This window comes from Phocaeicola faecium (assembly GCF_014837055.1).
Classification (GTDB): Bacteria; Bacteroidota; Bacteroidia; order Bacteroidales; family Bacteroidaceae; genus Phocaeicola; species Phocaeicola gallinarum.
This window is the reverse complement of sequence record NZ_JACSPQ010000006.1, coordinates 140985-163289: the sequence shown is the minus strand read 5'-3', so window position 1 is coordinate 163289 and position 22305 is coordinate 140985. Positions and strand designations below refer to the sequence as shown.

Here is a 22305-nt window from a genome sequence, read left to right as displayed (position 1 = left end):
TAAGATTCGGCAAGATTTCATATCTTTGTTCGTACCTTATTATCTCCGTTGCATGAAAAAGTACCTATTTTTTATCCTATACATCCTCTGGGTTACTGTATCGGGACGCGCTCAACAAATGTCATATATGCAATTAGACCGCCTCCCGATGCAAACCGATGCCTCGACCATCGGTTGCATCCTGCAAGACAAAAGCGGGCTCATCTGGATGGGGTCAAATGCGGGGCTGTTCAGTTACGACGGGTATAATTTACAGCCGCACTTTGAATATGGAAAGAGTAACAACGTACGGATTTATTGCGGCGTAACGGCGGGAGATTCCATCTTCCTCGGAACAGATAACGGCTTGTTGGTTTACAATTACCGCACCGACCGGTATCTTACTCCGGATGTCGATTTTCCGGGCGATGTGCGCAGCCTCGTTTTCCACGAAAACAACCTGTGGATAGGTACATTGAACGGACTTTACCGATACAATTCCGAAACCCGCGAACTAAAAGCATTTACTCCGCATAACAGTCAACTCCCTCACGCTGCGGTTTACTCGCTGCTACACACTTCGGAAGGTGAGCTATACATCGGGACTTACGACGGATTTTGCAGGCTGGATGAAACGGGAAACAATTTTTACCTTATCGGCATCCCTGCCGCCCGCCGAGAGAAAAATTTCTTCGCCAATACGATGCTGGAAGATAAAGAGCGCAAGTGTTTATGGATAGGAACCGAAGGCGAGTTAATCTGTTACAAGCTAAGATACGGACAGACGGAAAGCATTTCGCTGTTTCAAGATAATTCCGTTAAATCATTAGTATTTGATGCCGACAAGAATCTGTTGATAGGAACAGATAACGGGTTATATATCTATAATCCTGCCACTGGGCGGCATACCCATTTGTTTCATGACTCACGAAACAACCGCTCGCTGTCGAACAACATCGTGTGGAGTATTTTTTCTGACAGAGATTCCAACATTTGGTTAGGCACTGACAACGGGGTTTCGCTTGCCCGCAACACGCATCCTTACCTTTTTATCCCGATTTGGCAACTGACTAACAGCGGCGAGGGTAACTTGTTTTACTCGGTTTATCGTGACCGCAAAGGCAACCATTGGCTGGGTGGCACAGACGGACTGCTGTTTGTTGAGCAAGGCTCAATAGACCACAACCCGAAAACGCGCTGGTATAAGATGAGCAAAAAAGACTATCCGCTTTCGCATAACCGCATCCGCCACATCTACGAAGACCGCACAGGTTATCTGTGGATTGCAACGGACGGTGGCATAGAACGGTACGATGAAGCCTCGAAACAATTCATTCCTTATACGATAGTAGACCGCACCCGCTCTTACAATGCGAACTGGGCATACTATATGTTTGAAGACCATGACGGAAATATGTGGATAAGCACCTGCTTAGGCGGATTATTCGTTATCCGGAAAGACAAACTGTTACATTCTGCGTCGGGTTACTGCATTGCCGATAAGAACTATACAACTCAAGACGGATTGAAAAGCATGTTCATCAATCAGGTAGTGGCAGACCATAACGGCAATGTCTGGATAATGCTATATAATAACGGTATTCAGAAGCTGGACACGAAAACCGGAAAATTCACGACCTTCCGCCTCCCAAGAACCAACGAGGAGGTAAGTACCGACTTTCTGATGGACGATAGCGAAGGTTACCTCTGGGCAGGTTGTCACAATAAGGTGTTACGCATCGACCCCGCCACAGATACAGTTACAGAAATATACCTCAATCAGGAAAACTGCAACATTCTTTCCATGACCGAAGTAGAAGACAATATCTGGATTTCTACCACCAAAGGGTTATGGAGCATCGGGAAAAACAGTTTCAAGGTTTCCCGAATCCCCATCGGAGACCAAAGATTTACCTGCGTTTATTACGACCAGACCGACCGCCGCGTATTTTTGGGCGGTTACGATGGAATCGGGCTTTGTACGCCTGCTGTCATCAATGCCACAGAGAAGTTTCCTCCCATCCATCTCACGGCTCTATCTGCCAACAATCACAAAGTAAATACTGCGTTAAGCATCCGCTACGCCACATCTGTCGAGTTAAGCCACAATGAAAATAACTTGGCTTTTGAGTTCTCAGACTATTCGTATGCCAATATAAGGAAAAATACTTTCGTATATAAACTCGAAGGACTGGATAAGAATTGGCATCAGGTAGATGAGCGTTCGAACCGCATCCTTTATACCAACCTTCCTTACGGAACGTATAATCTGATGATACGCCACACCGAAGACACGGAAGAGGCAGCTTCCATGCTGTCGGTCACCATCCTTCCGCCGTGGTATCAAACCTTGTGGGCAAAAATCGCTTATTTTTTAATAGCCGGTGGGCTGGTAGGTTGGATTATCAATTTCTTCACCGTAAAAAACCGACTGAAACTGGAGCAATTAGAGAAACGTCAGATATTGGAACAGACGCAACAGAAACTGGACTTCCTGTCGAATATCTCGCATGACCTGAAAACTCCGGTCAGCATGATCGTTACTCCGATAAGCAAACTGTTGGTCGATGTAAAAGACCATCGGCAAAAATCTATGCTGGAGGTCGTTTACCGGAATGCAGTCAACTTAAACGATCTGATTCACAAGTTGCTTGAGTTTAACCGCATCAACCGGAAAGAAGATTCACTGCTCATCGTGTCGCGTATCGAACTGGTATCTTTCATCAAAAACATCTATACCACGTACAAAGAAGCAGATGTGGAAGAAAAATACCAATGGAACATTTCGTGTAACACCGACTCACTGTATATGGATATGGATGTAATCAAGCTGAAATCCATCTTGGGTAATCTCCTGTCGAATGCCACGAAATACACATCGCAAGGAGGAAGCATCGGCATAACCCTCGAATACGACAAGGATTTGCAAACAGTTGACATCCGGATTTCGGATACGGGAATAGGCATCACAGCAAACGAACTTCCTTATATTTTCCAACGTTTCTACCAGTCTCCACGTACCAAGAAGCAATACGAAGGAACCGGCATCGGACTTTATTTAGTAAAAACATACACAGAGCTACATCATGGCAAAATAAATGTAACGTCTGATGTTCATGCAGGGACGACTTTTACTCTGACGTTCCCCGTTGACAAGACCCTCAATCAACCAATCGCTGCAACCGAAGAATCAGACGCGCAACAGACAACAGACGACAACGCATCCAAACCGCTGGTACTGATTGTGGATGACAACCCGGAGATGCGTGACGTTATTCAAACCATCTTAGCAGACGGATATAGGTGTATCTTCGCTTCAAACGGAAAAGAAGGATTGGATGTAGTGGCACGCCAACAGCCCGATTTAATCATTTCAGACTTAATAATGCCCGTAATGGACGGTATTGAAATGAGCCGCATCTTAAAAAAGAACCTGACCACCGCCGTTATTCCCATCATCATGCTTACAGCAAAAGATGACAAGCAAACAGAACGGAAAAGTTTACAGTCGCAGATCGATGCTTTCATAAGCAAACCGTTCGATGCAGAGATTCTTTACTTCAAAGTTTCTCAATTACTGCATAACAAAGTAGCCTACGAAACAAAAGCGCGGATGGAAAACATCGCTGCTCCCAAACCTGTGGAAGAGGTAGCCTCGCAAGACGAAAAGTTTTTAATCACCATTACCCAACTGATAGAAGACCATATATCAGATTCCGACTTGAACGTAAATGCGCTTTGCAATCTTTCCGGCATAGGAAGCAAACAAATCTACCGAAAGGTGAAACAACTTACCGGCATGTCTCCGATAGAGTATATCAAATCTATCCGCATGAAAAAAGCAGCCATGCTGTTGCAACAAAAGAAATTTACCGTATCGGAGGTAATGTATATGGTGGGCTACTCCAATGCCTCTTACTTCTCCAAATGTTTTCAAGGCGTGTTTGGAAAGACTCCAAAACAATATGCATCTGAAGCATAAAAAGCTGTTTTACAACACTTGTCCAATTTCTTTTGTTATATGTCCGATATGTTTCTTTGAGGCTGCAAGGCATATTCTACCTTTGCCTGCGAACAAAAAAACATAATACGCAACATGAAAAACAACATTCTTACTCTGTTGAAGGTATTTTTCCTCACCCTGCTAATCATAGGAAGTGGAAATACATTCACGCTTTCCGCACAGCAAAGCGGAAACCGAATCATCACCGGACAAGTTATCGATGATGAGAATCAAGAACCTCTTATTGGAGTCAGTGTGCTGGTGGTAGGAACTACCATTGGTACAATCACCGATTTTGATGGGAACTATTCGGTAGAACTTCCCGCCGGAAGCAAACAACTTCAGTTTTCGTACATCGGGTATAAAACCCAAACGGTTGATGTATCTGATAAAGTATTAAACATCCGACTGGAATCAGACTCTGAAATGTTGAGCGACGTGGTGGTTATCGGTTACGGAACTCAACGCAAAAGTGATTTGACCGGTTCGGTTACCAACGTATCCAGCGAAGATTTCAACACCGGTCTTGTCAGCTCGCCGGAGCAACTCATCAACGGAAAAATCTCCGGTGTACAGATTATGTCGAACAGTGGTTCGCCCACGGCAGGAAGTACCATCCGTGTACGTGGCGGAGCTTCACTGAATGCCAGCAACGACCCGCTTATCGTGTTAGACGGTGTGCCTTTGGAACAAGGAGGTATCAGCGGAAACGATGGAAACTTCCTCAGTCTGATTAACCCGAACGACATTGAAAGCATGACCATCCTGAAGGATGCTTCCTCAACGGCTATCTATGGTTCGCGCGCTTCTAACGGTGTCATTATCATTACAACCAAAAAAGGGAACTCGGATAAGCTGAAAGTCACATTCAGCACCACCAATTCCATCCAGACTCGCACGAGAATGGCAGACATGCTGAGCTATGACCAGTTTGTCAACGTAGTAAACACGCAGGGAAGTGCAGCACAAAAAGCCCTGCTGGGTACGGCTCATACCGATTGGAATGACTATGTTTATCACAATGCGTTCGGTACGGATAACAACTTGAGTCTGGCAGGACGGATTGCCCCCAACTGGCCTGTCCGCGTATCTGTAGGTTATTACAACCAAGACGGTCTGCTTAAAACAGATAACGCAAACCGCTTTACGGGAAGTATTTCGCTTTCTCCTTCTTTCTTCGATGACCATCTGAAACTTACTCTGAATGCTAAAGGTTCACTCAACAAAAACCAGTTTGCCAATACCTCGGCTATTTGGGGAGCCTCAACCATGAATCCTACCATACCTGTCTATTCGGGGAACGATGAATTCGGAGGATTTACCGAAGCTATAACCGGCGATGGAAACCCTGTAACGGGTGGCGTGTTGAATCCGTTGGGATTATTGGAACAGCGGGACGCTCACAGTAAGGTAGTGCGCTTTATCGGTAATTTCGATGTAGATTATCGGGTACATTTTTTACCTGATTTAAAACTCCACGCTACATTGGGATATGATTATGCAGAAGGTAAGGGCTCGGAATATGTTGCTCCCGAAGCTGCTCAATATTACACAACAGGCGGTTATTACTATCCTTACGGACCGCAAAAGAATGAAAACAGACTGCTTACCTTATATGCCAACTATAACAAGATGGTGGATGCCATTAACAGCAGTTTCGATGCCACAGTCGGATACGATTACCAGTATTGGAAATCCACCACTCCGGCAACAGCGCAAATGAATGCAGCAGGAGATGTACAGACTCAATACCGCGCTTCCGACCAGCGTCATGTATTGCTTTCATACTACGGACGTTTGAACTATTCTTACGGTTCACGCTATATGCTGACTGCAACTGTACGACGGGATGCTACTTCTCGTTTTGCCAAGCCTCAGCGCTGGGGTACTTTCCCTTCCGTAGCGTTGGGATGGAGGGTTACCGAAGAGTCATTCATGAAAGACCAACAAGTATTGAGCACCTTGAAACTGCGCGCAAGCTACGGTGTCACCGGTCAGCAAGACGGTATCAGGAACTATAACTATTTGCCGATTTATACCATCAGCCAAGACGGGGCACAGGGTATTGTAGGAGGTACTCCCATTTACACATATCGTCCGGAGGCTTATGTATCCGACTTGAAATGGGAAACCACTACGTCGTGGAACTTTGGTTTTGATTTCGGATTCTTGGAAGACCGAATCACCGGTAGCTTCGATTATTATACACGTAAAACCAAAGACTTGATTGCCACTGTTCCTGCTGCTGCCGGTTCTACGTTCGACCGTAACATTACGACCAATGTGGGTAACGTAGACAGTCAGGGTATCGAACTGTCAGTAAATGCAACGCCTATTCAAACCAAAGACCTTACGTGGAATGTAAGTTTCAACATGACTTGGCAGCAAATGAAAGTCAAAAACCTGTCTATCGTAGAGGGTGGACAGGCCACCAATACGAGTGTAGGACCGACTGTAGACGGGCAGTATGTACAAACACTGTCGGAAGGATATGAACCGTATATGTTTTATGTGTACAAACAGCTATACGATGCAAATACCGGGAAACCCATTGAGGGAGCTTATGCCGATTTGAATAATGACGGTATGATTAACGAAGGTGATTTGTACCGCTACCACTCTCCTGCCCCCGATTTTATTATGGGATTAAGCACTTCATTACAATGGAAGAAATGGAATCTGGGGATGAGCTTCCGTGCCAATATAGGCAACTATGTTTACAATGGAATGGCAATGACTACCGGAGCTTTTGAAACGATGAGTTACAACGCTTACCAGTTGAACAATCTTTCAACCAGCTATCTGGAAACCGGATTCCAGACCCGCCAGCATCTGTCTGATTATTATGTTGAGAATGCATCGTTCCTGAAAATGGATAATCTGACATTGGGGTATAACTTCGGAGAAATCTTCAAAGGATGCAATCTCAACGTCAGTGCGATGGTTCAAAACGTATTCTGCATCACCAAGTACAGTGGCGTAGATCCGGAAGTACCGAATGGTGTAGACAATACGTTCTATCCGCGTCCGCGTACTTACTCTTTGAACATCGGACTTAATTTCTAACCCTCAATTCCATAAAACCATGAAACGAATATTATATACAGCATTGATTTGCTGCGGATGCCTCCTTACTCCTTCTTGTGTAGGAGATTTGGATCAGTTTCCACATACTGAAACTACTTCCGAAAACATTTATAACAGCGTAGACAGTTATTATCAGGTATTAGCTAAAATATATACGGCGATGGTCACTACCGGACAGGAGCAGAGCGGCAGTGAAGACCTTTCAAGCAACAAAGGGTTTGATTACATGCGTTGTTACTTTAACCTGCAGGAAGTAGGTACTGACGAGGTTGCCTACACATGGCTGTCGGGCGAAACACTGACCGACATCAGCAACCTTTCATGGGATGCCACCGATGTATGGGTATCCGATATGTATTACCGCATCTATTATAACATTGCGCTTTGCAATGAGTTTCTACGCCACGCTACGGATGATGCCATAGCTTCATTCAGCGGAGAAGAACAGGCTACGCTGCGCACTTACCGTGCCGAAGCGCGTTTCCTCCGTGCCTTGTTCTATTATCATGCGCTTGATTTCTTCCGTAACATTCCGTTTGTTTCTGAAAACGACCCTGTGGGCAGCTACATTCCTCCGCGTTATACAGCCCAACAAATATTCGAATTTATCGAATCGGAGTTAAATGACATTACCGGAGACGAAGGCGATTTGCTGAACCGCGACGAATGTCCTTACGGACGGGCTTCGCAAGGAGCGGCTTATACGCTGCTGGCAAGAATGTATCTGAACGCCGAAACTTATATCGGCGAGGCACGATATACCGAATGTATCACGGCTTGTAACCATGCCATCGAACAAGGTTATACGTTGGAGCAGGATTACAGTAAGCTGTTTAATGCCGATAACGACCAGCGTACGAACGAAATCATCTTTACGCTTCCCGTAGATGCTACTACCACTGTTTCATGGGGCGCTTCCACATACGTGGTATGCGGAGCCGTACCCACCAGCATGGCACAGAATTCGGTCGGAGTTGCCAGCGGTTGGGGTTCCATGCGAATGCGCGGTGCCGCTTCTGCCCAATTCAATAACGACAACAGGGGCATGTTTATTACCGACGGACAGACACAGGAGATTTCCGACATGACCAACGAGGGGGAAGGATGGGTAGTTACCAAATGGTCGAACGTTACCGACGCCGGAGAAACGGCATCCAATACGGCACAATCCGGTGTGAATACCGACTTCCCTTTATTCCGATTGGCTGATGTGTATCTGATGTATGCCGAGGCTACGGCACGCGGCGGACAAGGAGGCAGCATGGATCAGGCATACCGGTTTGTAAACGAACTGCGAGACCGTGTAGGTGCAGAACCTATCCCGAATTGGGCAGCCATGACCAACGACGGTTGCATCTTCTTCCTTGCCGAACGTTTGCGCGAGCTTTACTGGGAAGGTACGCGCCGTACGGACTTGATTCGCTTTAACCGCTTTACCACCAATACGTATGTATGGGAATGGAAAGGAGGAACGCAGGCTGGTACAGGCGTAGACGACCGCTATAACATCTACCCCATCCCGTCTACCGAACTCACAGCCAACCCGAACTTATATAATGAAAACTATTAACGCTTAAACTCTTTTGGTATGAAAACTATAAAAAGTCTGTTTGTCACGCTGCTTGCCTTGCTCTCCTTTTCGGCTTGCGAGAAAGACGGCGACAAAATATACTTGCAAAGTTTAGAAGGCAATGAGCTGATGGCTACTGCCGACAAGGTTGAACTGAATGCTGACTTGGCTCAAAATATCGTATTGTCGCTGGCTTGGACTGAACAAACCATCCAGCTAAGTGATTCGTCGGTAGGAACAACTACCACAGTTACCAATTACGTGGAAGCATCGCTGTCTGAAGATTTCACGGCTTCTGTTTACCAAACCGAAGCAACCGGACTTTCCATCGCTTTTACCGGACTTGAATTAAACTCACTGGCAAGCCAGATTGGAGCTACCAACGGACAGGCGAACACCATTTATTTCCGCTTGGCGGGAACTACCGGAATCAACATTCCTGCGGCATACAGCAACGTGGTAAGCGTCAGTGTTACGCCGTATGAGATGGATATGAATACGGGCATCGTTCTCTTGTCGAACGACCAGACCGAGAACTTGGGAGAAACCGGAGTTACCTTCCATTCTCCGGATGCCGACGGTATTTATCACGGGTTTATTGCCATCCCCACAGCGTGGTATCACATTCTGTTCAAGGAAGGCGACGGCTCGATATGGGGAACATCGGGAAGCGAAGGAGCGTTCCACCTTACCGACGATGCGAACAACTCGCTTCAGAATATGTGGTTCCCCGGAACGGCAGGATGTTACTACGTTATCATCGATACGCAGGCAGCGCAATGGAGTGCGCTTCATATCAGCTCGCTCTCTGTCAGCGGACTGACAAGCGAAAGCATCGACCTTACATTAGACCAAACCACAAACCAATGGGTTGCCACATTTACTGCCGACGCTGCCGGAAGCCGCACGATAACCATCAACGGGCAGGGAGAACAGTATAATGTGGAAACCGGAGACGGCTCGGGCACAGCCACCGGCATTGCGTTTGCCGCCGATGGAGAGCATGTCGCATTAGCCGAAACTGCCGGAAACATTACGGTTGATGTGCCGCAGGCAGGAGAATGTACCGTCCGACTGAATCTGTATGACCCGACAAACTGCACGGTCAGCGTAGAGGCAGGAGCAGCCGAACTGCCGGGCGGAGGAGACTCCGGTGAAGAGACTCCCATCACGCTTCCCGAATCGCTCGACGTGGTTTCTTATTCCACCGGTTCCGAAGTCATCCTGACTACACTCTATCCTACCGGCAGCGAAAGCGGTGTGTACACAGGCACTTATTCCGGAGAAGTAAGAGACCAAATCAACATCGTAGACCGGACGAACTCGGTATGGTATGGATGCGACCCGGATGAAAACTCGCAACTGTCTTCACAAGACGACAAATGGAATATATGGTTCGACGGAACCGGAGCGGTTACCCTTACCGTCGACCTTACTAACATGACTTGGAATTACACAGCAAACTAAAAAACGAAACAACCATGAAAAAGATAAAAAACTGGTGGATGGGCTTACTCCTTTTGGCGGGGGTTGCCATCACTTCCTGCAACGACGATGATAAACCGGTATTCCCGGAAGCTCCGGAAGAGACATACGATATGACGGGATTTGCCCGCGGTGCCGATGTAAGCTGGCTGACCGAAATGGAAGCCGAAGGACGCACATTTTACGATGCCGACGGAAAAGAGCGGGAATGTATGTCTCTGCTCCGCGAACTCGGCATGAACGCCATCCGCCTGCGCGTATGGGTGAACCCTGCCGACGGATGGTGTAATCAGAACGACGTAATAGCAAAAGCATGGCGGGCACACAATTTGGGATACCGGCTGATGATTGATTTCCATTACAGCGACACTTGGGCAGACCCCGGAAGTCAGACCAAGCCCGCCGCGTGGGAAAATTACACGTTCGATGAGCTGCGCCAAGCCGTAACCACACATACCACCGAAGTATTGACCGCACTCAAGAATCAGGGCATCGACGTTGAATGGGTGCAGGTAGGCAATGAAACCAGCAACGGCATGTTATGGGATGAAGGCATGGCAAGCACCAACATGGCAAATTTCGCCGCTTTGGTCAATGCGGGTTACGATGCAGCCAAAGCCGTTTATCCCGATGCGCAAGTCATCATTCACTTAGACCGAGGCAACGAGTTGACGCACTACACGTGGATATTCAACGGATTGCAGGAGAACGGAGCGAAATGGGACATCATCGGCATGTCGCTCTATCCGGGCGAAGACCCTGACGACAGCAACGGACTGACCGAATGGAATCCGGTGGATGAGAACGGACAGACATGGCAGGAGCAGAACGATGCCTGCATCGCAAACATGCAAAGCCTCATCGATACCTATCAGACTCAAGTCATGGTGTGCGAAATAGGTGTTCCGTGGAACTATGAGCAGGCAGAAGCCTTTTATACCGACTTCGTAACCAAAGCCAAACAAGTAGACGGATGTTTAGGAGTGTTTGCTTGGGAACCCGAATGTTACGGTGGATGGAACGGCTATCAGAAAGGGATGTTCGACGATACGGGAAAACCGACCGCTTCATTTAACGCATTTGCCCGTGATTGACTCAGTAAACGGGAAAGAGACACCGGTTCAGAGGTGGCAGAATCAGACGTTCGGACTCCACCGCCGGAGGGTGAAAAACGCTACCGTTAGCGTTACGCATCTCATGCGGTAGAATTGCCTTACGCTACCCATAGGATTCACCGGTTCTATGGGTAGAAATTCTCAAGCCTCAAAACGAGTGTTGGTCCGGAATCTCTTTCCCTTATTAACAGCTTAAAAATCAAACGATATGAGACTCCAGAATCTTTTTATATTCATCCTATTTTCAACGTTTGCCGCAACATCCCTCTCTACGCGAGCGCAACGCAACGAACAACTCTTAGAGGAAGGATGGCGGTTTACCAAAGGCGATGTGACAGATGCCGCAACTCCGGGATTCGACGACAGCCGATGGGAGTCGGTAACCGTTCCACACGATTGGGCAATCTACGGGCCGTTCAGCCGCGAAAACGACTTACAGAACGTGGCAGTCACACAAAATTTCGAAACGCAAGCATCCATCAAAACCGGACGCACCGGCGGACTGCCTTACGTAGGTGTGGGATGGTATCGTACCACGTTCGACACAAAGCCCGACCAAGAAGTGACACTGGTTTTCGATGGTGCCATGAGCGAAGCCCGCGTTTATGTGAACGGACAGGAGGCGTGTTTCTGGCCTTGCGGTTATAACTCATTCTACTGCAATGTAACCCGCCTCATCAATCCCGACGGACGCAACAATACGCTGGCTGTACGGCTGGAGAACCGTCCACAATCATCGCGCTGGTATCCGGGTGCCGGTCTGTACCGCAATGTACATGTCATCACTACCAATCGAATTCACATCCCCGTATGGGGCACGCAAATCACCACCCCCCACGTGGCGGATGATTATGCCTCTGTCTGCCTTCGCACATCCGTTGAAAATTCAGGACAAGAAGAGCTGACTTTGGTAACGGAAATCCTTTCTCCCGAAGGCAAAACCGTAGCAACGAAAGAAAACAAGGGATTCATAAACCACGGGCAACCGTTTACCCAGAACTTCGTAGTGGAACGCCCCGCACTTTGGTCGCCCGAATCGCCCTCGCTCTACCGTGCCGTCACTAAAGTATACGTGGAAGATAAGCTGACCGATACCTACACTACCCGTTTCGGCATCCGCTCCATCGAGTACGTGGCTGACAAAGGTTTTTACCTGAACGGGAAACTGCGCAAATTTCAAGGCGTATGCAATCATCACGACCTCGGGCCGTTAGGAGCTGCCATCAATGTCAAGGCTTTACGCCATCAGCTCACCCTGCTGAAAGACATGGGGTGCGATGCCATCCGCACGGCACATAACATGCCTGCGCCCGAACTGGTAGCACTTTGCGACGAAATGGGTTTCATGATGATGATAGAACCTTTCGACGAATGGGACATTGCCAAATGCGACAACGGTTATCACCGCTTTTTCAACGAATGGGCGGAACGCGACATGGTAAACATGCTCCGCCATTACCGGAATCATCCCTGCGTGGTGATGTGGAGCATCGGCAACGAAGTCCCCACCCAATGCAGCCCTGAAGGATATAAAGTAGCAAAATTTTTACAAGACATCTGCCATCGAGAAGACCCGACACGTCCCGTAACCTGCGGAATGGACCAAGTAGATTGCGTACTCGACAACGGGTTTGCGGCAATGCTCGACATTCCGGGATTCAACTATCGCGCCCACCGCTATACTGAAGCCTACGAACGCTTGCCGCAAAATCTGGTATTAGGTTCGGAAACCTCGTCGACGGTCAGTTCGCGCGGCGTGTACAAATTCCCGGCACAACGAAAAGCCGATGCCAAATACGACGATCACCAATCGTCTTCCTACGACTTGGAATACTGCTCGTGGTCGAACATCCCCGACATGGATTTCGCTCTTGCCGACGATTACAACTGGACGTTAGGGCAATTCGTATGGACAGGATTCGATTACTTGGGCGAACCCAGCCCTTACGATACGGACGCATGGCCTAACCACAGTTCGATGTTCGGCATCATCGACCTTGCTTCCATTCCTAAAGACCGGTACTATCTTTACCGCAGTCTGTGGAACCGGAATGAAGAAACACTCCACATTCTCCCCCATTGGAACTGGGAAGGACACGAAGGAGAAAAAGTACCTGTATTCGTTTACACCAACTATTCCTCTGCCGAGCTGTTTGTCAACGGCAAAAGCTATGGCAAACAGACCAAGAACAACCAGACGGTAGAGAACCGTTATCGCCTGATGTGGCACGATGTGGTTTACGAACCGGGCGAGGTAAAAGTCATAGCTTACGACCGCAATGGGAAAGCAATGGCGGAAAAAGTAATCCGTACCGCAGGAAAGCCTCACCACATCGAGCTTTCCACGCCTCACCATACGCTGAATGCCGACGGCAAAGACCTTGCTTATGTAACGCTTCGCATCGTAGACAAGGATGGTAATCTCTGTCCTACTGACGGGCGTTTGGTGAACTTCAACGTAAAAGGAGCGGGGCGCTATCGTGCTTCAGCCAACGGAGACCCTACTTGCCTCGATCTCTTCCACCTGCCGCGTATGCACGCCTTTAACGGAATGCTGACGGTTATTCTTCAAGCCTCCAAAGAGGCTGGTACGATGGAACTGAAAGCCTCGGCTAAAGGTCTGAAAAGCGGTAGCATACAAATTGATGTAAAATCCCTAAACCAACAACCATGAAGAAATTATTATCCATAGTGTGTGCCCTTTGGAGCTTTTTCTCCGCCTACGGACAAACCGATACGATTTTTTACAAAGGAGCCGATATCAGTTGGACGACCCAACTGGAAGCCGAAGGACACCGTTTCTACAACACACAGGGCGAAGAACGTGAATGTACGGCTCTGATGAAAGAATTAGGACTTAACGCCATCCGTCTGCGCGTATGGGTAAACCCGGAAGACAAATGGAGCAACAAAGAAGATATGCTCCGGATGGCAAAACGAGTCAAAGAAAACGGCATGGAGCTGATGGTAGACTTTCATTACAGTGATGTATGGGCCGACCCTGCCCACCAGACCATCCCCCGCGAGTGGCAGAATCTGTCTTTCGAGGATCTGAAGAAAGCTGTGGCAACGCACACACGCGATGTTCTGCTATTGCTTAAGAACAACAACATCGAGCCGCGTTGGGTACAGGTGGGCAATGAAACCAGCGACGGTTTCCTTTGGGAGGCAGGACGCGCAAGCACCAACATGTCCCAATATGCAGCACTGACCACAGCGGGATACGATGCCGTAAAAGACATCTTCCCGAACGCCACGGTCATCGTCCATCTTGATAACGGATTCAACAACGACCTTTACAACTATATCTTCGACGGACTGAAAGCCAACGGTGGCAAGTGGGATATGATAGGCATGTCGCTCTATCCCTACTGGTCAATCATGTACAAACATGTAAAGGATGCCGATGAAGCAATCACGCGCTGCATGGACAACATTCGCCGGGTAAGCAGAAAATACAACTGCCCCGTCATGATTGTTGAGACGGGAATGGAATCGGCAAAACCGGAAGAGGGAAAAGCATTGCTCGCCCGCATCATCCGCCAAGCCCGCACGGAAACCGAAGGCAAATGCCGAGGTGTGTTTTACTGGGAACCCGAATGTAAACCCACCCCATACGTGCTGGGGGCTTTCACTGCCGACGGATATCCTACGGCGATTATGGAAGCGTTTGGGGAGAATTGAGGAATTACACAGTTACCCCGCACCATCATTCTTCCTAAGTCAAATTTGACTTCATGTTTCATCCTCTTGCACAAATGTTGCATTGAAACATTTGTGCAAGAGGATGAAACATTATTACATAGTAATTCAAGATGTTAGCCATACATTTACAGCAAACAAAAAATTTATTTTCATGCAACAATATTAATGCTATGAGAACCAAAAAGAAATTTACTCAGCAAGGGTAATCGCTATCTTTGCGATACTGATGCTGTCTGCCACTCCCATCGAGGAAGAAGAGAGCGACCGTGCGTCGGGATTTGCCGATTGTTTCAGGCTGTTGGGCAAACCTTTCATCTTACTCTCGTTTCTCGGTATTATGTGTCATGTGGGCATTGATGTGGGAACAAACACCACTGCTCCTAAACTCTTGATGGAAAGGGTAGGCATGGACTTGACGGAAGCCGGGTTTGCTACCAGCCTTTACTTCATCTTCCGTACGTTAGGATGTTTTTCGGGAGCGTTTATCCTGCGGATATTGCGGGCTAAGGTGTTCTTCCTGATTAGTGTAATATGTATGTTGCTGGCTATGGCAGGACTGTTTACGTTTCATTCGCTGACTGCTATTTATATCTGCATCGCACTAATCGGATTTGGAAACTCAAACGTGTTTTCCATCGTATTCTCGCAGGCTTTGTTTGCTCAGCCCGACAAGAAGAACGAGGTTTCGGGACTGATGATTATGGGACTTTTCGGCGGAACGGTATTCCCGCTGCTGATGGGGTTTGCAAGCGACGCCATCGGACAAGACGGAGCAGTTGCCGTTATGACCATCGGAGTTATTTATTTGTTTTTTTATACCTTTAAAATCAAAAAGTAATCACAGCATATTATCAAACACATCATTTACAACAGGAGATATTATGAATCATATTGTAGTAGGCATGGGAGAAGCACTATGGGACGTGCTTCCCGAAGGTAAGAAAATAGGCGGAGCACCTGCTAATTTTGCGTATCATGTTTCACAGTTCGGATTAGAGAGCCGCGTGGTCAGCGCCGTAGGCGAAGACAAGTTAGGCATGGAAATCTTAGAGAATTTCCGTGAAAAAAAGCTGAATTGCATGATTGAGACAGTACCTTATCCCACAGGAACGGTACAGGTGGAGCTGGACGCTGAGGGAGTTCCTTGTTACGACATTAAAGAGGGAGTGGCATGGGACAATATTCCGTTTACTCCGGCACTGGAAGGGCTGGCCAAACAAACGCGGGCGGTATGTTTTGGCTCGTTGGCGCAACGCAGCGTGGTGTCGCGCGAAACAATCAACCGTTTCCTCGACACGATGCCCGAAGGCGAAGGACAGTACAAGATATTCGACATCAACCTGCGTCAGGGGTTTTACACAAAAGACATCCTCTGCAACTCAATGCAGAAGTGCAACATCTTAAAGATTAACGATGAAGAGTTAGTTACCGTAAGCCGCATGTTCGGTTATCCGGGCATCGACTTGCAAGACAAATGTTGGATTCTGATTGCTAAATATAACCTGAAGATGTTGATTCTTACCTGCGGAGTAAACGGAAGCTATGTGTTTACGCCGGGAAACATTTCATTCGTCGAGACGCCGAAAGTAGAAGTTGCCGACACTGTGGGTGCAGGCGACTCGTTTACCGCTGCTTTCGTTTCATCCATTCTGAAAGGGAAATCCGTAGACGAAGCACACCGGCTGGCGGTAGAAGTTTCGGCATTTGTTTGTACGCAGAATGGAGCAATGCCTCTCCTGCCCGACTACCTGACACAAAAATAAGCGTCAATAAAGTTATTTTCATCGGGTTGAGCCTTTCCGGACACATAAGGTTCAACCCGTTTTTTCTTTTTCCAACGCTCCCCGATGGAAGGTATCGCTTCAGCCCGTAAGCAGCTCATCGTATGGATAGAATCACCTAACCGTCTCCACAGAAAATGTTACCTACATTCCGGCATTTATTTGGGCAATTACATCCATTTTATATCTCTCATTCTGACAAATATTAATATATTTGTACCCTTACAAACCGAAATACCATGAAACAATTTTTCGCATTATGTTTTACTTTTCTCTTTCTGTGTTCTTCCTGCTCGCAGAAAGATGAACATTATTTAATCGGGGTGTCTCAATGCAGTGAAGACGAATGGCGCACACAGATGAATAAGGAAATTACCCGCGAAGCCTTATTTTATCCGCAAGCAGAGGTAAAAATCAAAACTGCAAAAGATGATAACCGGAAACAAATTGAAGATATTAAAGAGTTCATCCGTGAAGGTGTAGACTTGCTGGTGGTAGCTCCCAATGAAGCGGATGCCATTGCGCCGATAATCGAAGAGGTGTTTGATGCCGGTATCCCTGTCGTGCTGGTAGACCGGAAAATACATTCCGAAAAATATACCGCTTATGTTGGAGCTGATAATTATGAAATCGGCAAACGGGTAGGAACATACATTGCAAACCGACTAAGAGGGAAAGGGCAAATTGTAGAAATTACCGGACTAAAAGGTTCGACTCCTGCCGTAGAACGGCATCGCGGCATGATGGAATCGCTCGCCGAAACACCCGACATTAAGATTATAGCCACGGCAGATGCAAAATGGTTTCAGCAAGATGCCGAAAAAGCGGTTGACAGCATTCTTCCCCAACACAAGCAAATCGACTTGATATTTGCACAAAACGACCGTATGGCTATCGGGGCTTACCGGTCTGCTGCCCGTCAGGGAAAAACCAAAGACATTGCTTTCGTAGGTATTGATGCTGTGTGGAGCGAAGGTTACGGGGTAGACCGCGTGGCGGCAGGAGAACTGGATGCTACATTTATTTACCCCACGGGAGGCGACCGTGTAATACAGGTGGCAATGGCTATCTTGCAAGGAAAACCGTATGTGCGCGACACTAATTTATCCACGGCGCTGGTCAACCGTTCGAACGCACGCATCATGCAGATGCAAACCGAGCATATCCTCCAATTAGACCAAAAGATAGAAATATTAGACAACCAGTTGGATGCTTACTTCCTTCGATACTCTGCCCAACGGATGTTTCTTTATGCTTGCATTATTATTTTAGTATTGGTGGGTGCATTGCTGGTATTAATGACAAAGGCCTTTTGGACCAAGAACCGGATGAATGCAGAGCTGTCGAAACAGAAATCGCAATTAGAAGAACAGCGTGACCAGCTTATCAGTTTGTCTCACCAGTTAGAAGAAGCCACACATGCAAAATTGGCTTTTTTCACCAACGTGTCACACGATTTCCGTACGCCGCTCACATTGATAGCCGACCCTGTCAGTCAGCTGGAATCAAGCACGAACTTAAACGAGCATGAACGTGCTTTGTTAAACATCGTACGCAAAAACGTAACCGTGCTTCTCCGTTTAATAAACCAGATACTCGACTTCCGCAAGTTTGAAAACGGCAAATTAAGCCTCCATCTTTCTGAATTTAATATTGACAAAGAGATGAAAGAATGGACTGAGGCATTTCGCACTTTATCGTACCGCAAACATATACACTTCGAGGTAACGACCGATAACTCCCCAAAGGATTATCAAATGATAGCCGATGCGGAAAAGCTGGAACGCATTACGTACAACCTACTTTCTAACGCCTTTAAGTTTACACCCGAAAACGGACACATCAGTGTGGCCTTATCGCAGTTTTCCCATGAGGGGAACGACTGGCTTCGCCTGCAAGTTACCGATTCGGGCATAGGCATGTCGGCAGAGCATGTACAACACATCTTTGAGCGTTTTTATCAGATAGACGTTCATCATGCCGGCTCAGGAATCGGACTGGCATTGGTGAAAGCATTTGTAGAAATGCACCACGGACATATCCAAGTAGAAAGCGGCGAAAAAAAAGGTACGGCATTTACCATCGAAATTCCCATGAAGCAAGCCGGAACTCTCGCCGAAGGACTGGAAAGAAACGCCGTTTTAACCAACCTGAAAGAGGGTGCAGTATTGGATGCCGACCTTGAAACCATACGGAGAAATACCGAGACCGTAATGTCTGGAAACAAAGAGACTATATTGGTGATAGACGATAATCAAGACGTGCGTAATTACGTGAAGTTGCTGCTACAAACACAATATACGGTTATCGAAGCGGCAGACGGACAGGAGGGAATAAAACAGGCAATGAAGTACGTGCCCGATGCAATCATCTGCGATGTGATGATGCCCATCATGGACGGTATGGAATGTTGCCGGAGACTGAAAAGTGAGATTCAAACGTCGCATATCCCGATAATGATGCTGACCGCTTACGCAATGGACGAACAAAAGATACAAGGATACGAATGCGGGGCGGATTCGTATATCACCAAACCATTCAGCGCCCAAATGCTCAAAGTCAGGCTGCGCAACCTGATAGAGAACCGTCACCGCTTGCAAACCTTTTTCGGCGACCAAACCTCTCCTACCCAAAAAACGCCGCTCAACGAAACAGACAAAGGGTTTGTGGAAAAGCTGCGCCGGCTGATAGAAACCAACATGGCGAATGCCAGCGTAAGCGTGGAGGATTTGGGGGAACAAATCGGATTGAGCCGCACGCAACTTTATCGTAAAACCAAAGTGCTCACCGGATATTCGCCCAACGAACTGCTCCGCATTGCCCGCCTGAAAAAAGCGGCTGCACTGTTGGCTTCTACCGAAAAAACAATTTCCGAAATTACATACGAGGTGGGGTTCACCTCCCCTTCTTACTTTACCCGTTGCTATAAAGATTACTTCGGAGAAAGCCCGACCGATTTCCTGCGGCGGAAGAAAGGAGAATAACCGTTCTGACTCTTACCAAATCGCAGAGGCGGGACATTTATACACATCTGCTTGTGTAGAATGTCCCGCCTCTGTTTTATACTTTAATGTATAAGGAGTACACGGTTATTTCTTCCTTTTCAGGACAAATCCTACATATCCTCCTAAACATCCCGTAAGCAGTGTGGCGATAACAATAATCACCCCTTCGTGCACTCCGAGCCACCGCAAGAGCAAGGTAAGTCCGATATAGAAGAGTGTACACACTATCACATAAATTATCAACTTCAGTATTATCAAGCCATACATAAGCACATAAATTCTAAAAACCGATGCAAATTTAAAAATAAAATCCTTTCGCGAAAAAATGAAAACACCACTTTCTTCGGGCGGAGTTACCCGGACTTACAGTGAGCTTATTTTAAGCCTTTTATGGTTTGGCAAAAACCGTGAAAAACTCTATGGGAAGCGTTGCCCCGTCCTATGGGTAGAACCGGTCAACACTACCGCATGAGATGACTGACGCTTGCGGTAGCGTTTTCCGGGGCATAATGAAGGTGATTTCAAAACAATTCGAAGCCGGTGCTCAACAATTAGCAACCCAAAAACGTTCACAGATTCTCCGTATATAAAACAACAGCAATACTACCGGCCGCTTTCGAATACTCCCACTTTTTTTGTATTTTTGCAACCGGTATAAATTTAAATAAATCAATGGATTTTAAGTACGACGTAATAGTAATCGGTGCGGGACATGCGGGATGCGAAGCTGCGGCTGCGGCTGCCAATCTCGGCTCGAAAACGTGTCTCATCACGATGGATATGAATAAAATCGGGCAAATGAGCTGCAACCCGGCAGTAGGCGGTATCGCCAAAGGACAAATCGTTCGCGAAATAGATGCACTGGGCGGATACATGGGCTTGGTAACCGACCGCACTGCCATTCAGTTTCGGATGTTAAACCGCTCGAAAGGACCGGCTATGTGGAGTCCGCGCGCACAATGCGACCGGCAGAAGTTTATCTGGACGTGGCGCGAGATTCTTGAAAACATTCCCAACCTGCACATCTGGCAAGATACGGTGGAAGAACTTATCGTTGAAAACGGAGAAGTGACAGGACTGGTTACGTGTTGGGGAGTTACGTTTCGCGCCAAATGTATCATCCTTACGGTAGGAACTTTCCTCAACGGATTGATGCACATCGGACACAAGATGTTGGCGGGCGGACGTTGCGCCGAGCCGGCTTCTTATCATCTGACCGAATCCATCACGCGCCACGGCGTAACTGCCGGACGCATGAAAACCGGAACTCCCGTACGCATCGATGCACGAAGCGTCCGTTTCGACCTGATGGAAACTCAGGATGGAGAAAATGATTTCCACAGCTTTTCGTTTATCAGCGAGCCGCGCCGACTCAAGCAACTTCAGTGTTGGACGTGTTATACCAACGAAGAGGTACACGAAGTTCTGCGCAGCGGACTGGCGGATTCTCCCCTTTTCAACGGACAGATACAAAGCATCGGGCCTCGCTACTGTCCGAGTATTGAGACAAAAATCGTAACCTTCCCCGACAAGCCGCAACACCAACTGTTCCTTGAACCGGAAGGAGAAACGACCAACGAGCTTTACTTAAACGGATTTTCTTCATCGCTGCCGATGGATATCCAAATCGAAGCACTGAAACGAATCCCGTGTTTCAAAGATTTGGTTATCTACCGTCCCGGCTATGCCATCGAATACGACTACTTCGACCCTACCCAATTAAGACATACGTTGGAATCGAAGATAATCAAAAACCTGTTCTTTGCCGGACAAGTAAACGGCACAACCGGATACGAAGAAGCCGGGGGTCAGGGAATCATAGCCGGTATCAATGCACATCAGAACTGCCACGGCGGTGAGCCATTCGTATTAGGGCGAGACGAAGCATACATCGGTGTTCTTATCGATGACTTGGTAACAAAAGGTGTAGACGAGCCTTACCGTATGTTTACTTCACGCGCCGAGTATCGCATCCTGCTCCGCCAAGACGATGCCGACATGCGGCTGACCGAACGCGCTTATCGCCTCGGCTTGGCTAAACAAAGCCGTTACGACCTCCTCTGTAAAAAGCGTGCCGAAGTAGAGCGTATCGTAGAGTTCGCGAAAAATTACTCTATCAAGGCCGACCGCATCAACGACGCACTGGAAAGCATCGGCACGGCACGCCTTGCTCACGGCTGCAAACTCATCGACTTGCTCAGCCGTCCACAGGTAACCATTGAGAACATAGCCCCTCACGTTTCGGCATTCAAGGAAGAGCTTGACCGGATAACGGAGCGGAAAGATGAGGTTATCGAAGCAGCCGAAGTGCAGATAAAGTACAAAGGCTACATCGACCGCGAACGAATGATAGCCGACAAGATACATAGGCTGGAAGCCATCCGCATCCGGGGCAAGTTCGATTACGCCAACCTGCAATCCCTCTCCACCGAAGCACGACAGAAGTTGATTAAGATAGATCCTGAGACATTGGCACAAGCCAGCCGCATACCGGGCGTATCTCCCAGCGACATCAACGTGTTACTCGTCCTCCTCGGCAGATAAAGGTGCGTGTTTCACGTGAAACAATTTATTT

Annotated in this window: 11 protein-coding genes and 1 pseudogene; 11 read left to right on the top strand and 1 reads right to left on the bottom strand. The window is 47.6% G+C overall.

Annotated elements, in window-relative coordinates:
- Positions 1 to 127: 127 nt before the first annotated feature.
- From H9626_RS08195 to H9626_RS08150, 10 genes and pseudogenes are all read left to right on the top strand, one after another.
- Positions 128 to 3961 carry a hybrid sensor histidine kinase/response regulator transcription factor gene (locus H9626_RS08195; protein WP_225230929.1) on the top strand — a complete coding sequence of 1278 codons (3834 nt, stop codon included), beginning with the start codon at positions 128 to 130 and terminating at the stop codon, positions 3959 to 3961.
- A 114-nt stretch (positions 3962 to 4075) separates the two neighbouring features.
- On the top strand, positions 4076 to 7048 hold the full coding sequence (locus H9626_RS08190) for a SusC/RagA family TonB-linked outer membrane protein (protein ID WP_191710172.1): 2973 nt from the start codon (positions 4076 to 4078) through the stop codon (positions 7046 to 7048).
- 19 nt (positions 7049 to 7067) lie between these two features.
- The gene (locus tag H9626_RS08185; RefSeq protein WP_178257297.1) at positions 7068 to 8639 is read left to right on the top strand and encodes a RagB/SusD family nutrient uptake outer membrane protein; all 1572 of its coding nucleotides are present in this window, start codon (positions 7068 to 7070) and stop codon (positions 8637 to 8639) included.
- Positions 8640 to 8657: 18 nt separating this feature from the next.
- The gene (locus tag H9626_RS08180) at positions 8658 to 10106 is read left to right on the top strand and encodes a DUF5114 domain-containing protein (protein ID WP_191710171.1); all 1449 of its coding nucleotides are present in this window, start codon (positions 8658 to 8660) and stop codon (positions 10104 to 10106) included.
- A gap of 14 nt (positions 10107 to 10120) precedes the next feature.
- The gene (locus H9626_RS08175; protein WP_191710170.1) at positions 10121 to 11218 is read left to right on the top strand and encodes a glycoside hydrolase family 53 protein; all 1098 of its coding nucleotides are present in this window, start codon (positions 10121 to 10123) and stop codon (positions 11216 to 11218) included.
- A 229-nt stretch (positions 11219 to 11447) separates the two neighbouring features.
- Complete coding sequence (locus H9626_RS08170) at positions 11448 to 13913, top strand: glycoside hydrolase family 2 TIM barrel-domain containing protein (RefSeq protein ID WP_191710169.1); 2466 nt, start codon at positions 11448 to 11450, stop codon at positions 13911 to 13913.
- Positions 13910 to 14923: a glycoside hydrolase family 53 protein gene (locus H9626_RS08165; protein ID WP_191710168.1), complete on the top strand. Its 1014-nt coding sequence runs from the start codon at positions 13910 to 13912 to the stop codon at positions 14921 to 14923. Before H9626_RS08170 ends, H9626_RS08165 begins: the two co-directional genes overlap by 4 nt.
- Positions 14924 to 15146: 223 nt before the next feature.
- A pseudogene (locus H9626_RS08160) lies at positions 15147 to 15782 on the top strand (MFS transporter); the annotation flags it as partial.
- A 43-nt stretch (positions 15783 to 15825) separates the two neighbouring features.
- The gene (locus H9626_RS08155) at positions 15826 to 16707 is read left to right on the top strand and encodes a carbohydrate kinase family protein (protein WP_191710167.1); all 882 of its coding nucleotides are present in this window, start codon (positions 15826 to 15828) and stop codon (positions 16705 to 16707) included.
- A gap of 257 nt (positions 16708 to 16964) precedes the next feature.
- Positions 16965 to 19709 carry a hybrid sensor histidine kinase/response regulator transcription factor gene (locus H9626_RS08150; RefSeq protein ID WP_191710166.1) on the top strand — a complete coding sequence of 915 codons (2745 nt, stop codon included), beginning with the start codon at positions 16965 to 16967 and terminating at the stop codon, positions 19707 to 19709.
- A 105-nt stretch (positions 19710 to 19814) separates the two neighbouring features.
- Here H9626_RS08150 and H9626_RS08145 read toward each other — a convergent pair whose 3' ends face one another.
- Entirely contained in the window at positions 19815 to 19997 is a 183-nt protein-coding gene (locus H9626_RS08145) for a hypothetical protein (protein ID WP_178257290.1), read from the bottom strand.
- 405 nt (positions 19998 to 20402) lie between these two features.
- Here H9626_RS08145 and mnmG point away from each other — a divergent pair, with 405 nt between their 5' ends.
- On the top strand, positions 20403 to 22274 hold the full coding sequence (gene mnmG, locus H9626_RS08140; protein ID WP_178257289.1) for a tRNA uridine-5-carboxymethylaminomethyl(34) synthesis enzyme MnmG: 1872 nt from the start codon (positions 20403 to 20405) through the stop codon (positions 22272 to 22274).
- The last annotated feature ends 31 nt before the right edge of the window (positions 22275 to 22305 follow it).

Bases quoted from the DNA above. Each gene is read 5' to 3' on its own strand.
- H9626_RS08195 (WP_225230929.1), top strand. From the start codon at position 128: ATGCAATTAGACCGCCTCCCGATGCAAACCGATGCCTCGACCATCGGT.
- H9626_RS08190 (WP_191710172.1), top strand. From the start codon at position 4,076: ATGAAAAACAACATTCTTACTCTGTTGAAGGTATTTTTCCTCACCCTG.
- H9626_RS08185 (WP_178257297.1), top strand. From the start codon at position 7,068: ATGAAACGAATATTATATACAGCATTGATTTGCTGCGGATGCCTCCTT.
- H9626_RS08180 (WP_191710171.1), top strand. From the start codon at position 8,658: ATGAAAACTATAAAAAGTCTGTTTGTCACGCTGCTTGCCTTGCTCTCC.
- H9626_RS08175 (WP_191710170.1), top strand. From the start codon at position 10,121: ATGAAAAAGATAAAAAACTGGTGGATGGGCTTACTCCTTTTGGCGGGG.
- H9626_RS08170 (WP_191710169.1), top strand. From the start codon at position 11,448: ATGAGACTCCAGAATCTTTTTATATTCATCCTATTTTCAACGTTTGCC.
- H9626_RS08165 (WP_191710168.1), top strand. From the start codon at position 13,910: ATGAAGAAATTATTATCCATAGTGTGTGCCCTTTGGAGCTTTTTCTCC.
- H9626_RS08155 (WP_191710167.1), top strand. From the start codon at position 15,826: ATGAATCATATTGTAGTAGGCATGGGAGAAGCACTATGGGACGTGCTT.
- H9626_RS08150 (WP_191710166.1), top strand. From the start codon at position 16,965: ATGAAACAATTTTTCGCATTATGTTTTACTTTTCTCTTTCTGTGTTCT.
- H9626_RS08145 (WP_178257290.1), bottom strand. From the start codon at position 19,997: ATGTATGGCTTGATAATACTGAAGTTGATAATTTATGTGATAGTGTGT.
- mnmG (WP_178257289.1), top strand. From the start codon at position 20,403: ATGGATTTTAAGTACGACGTAATAGTAATCGGTGCGGGACATGCGGGA.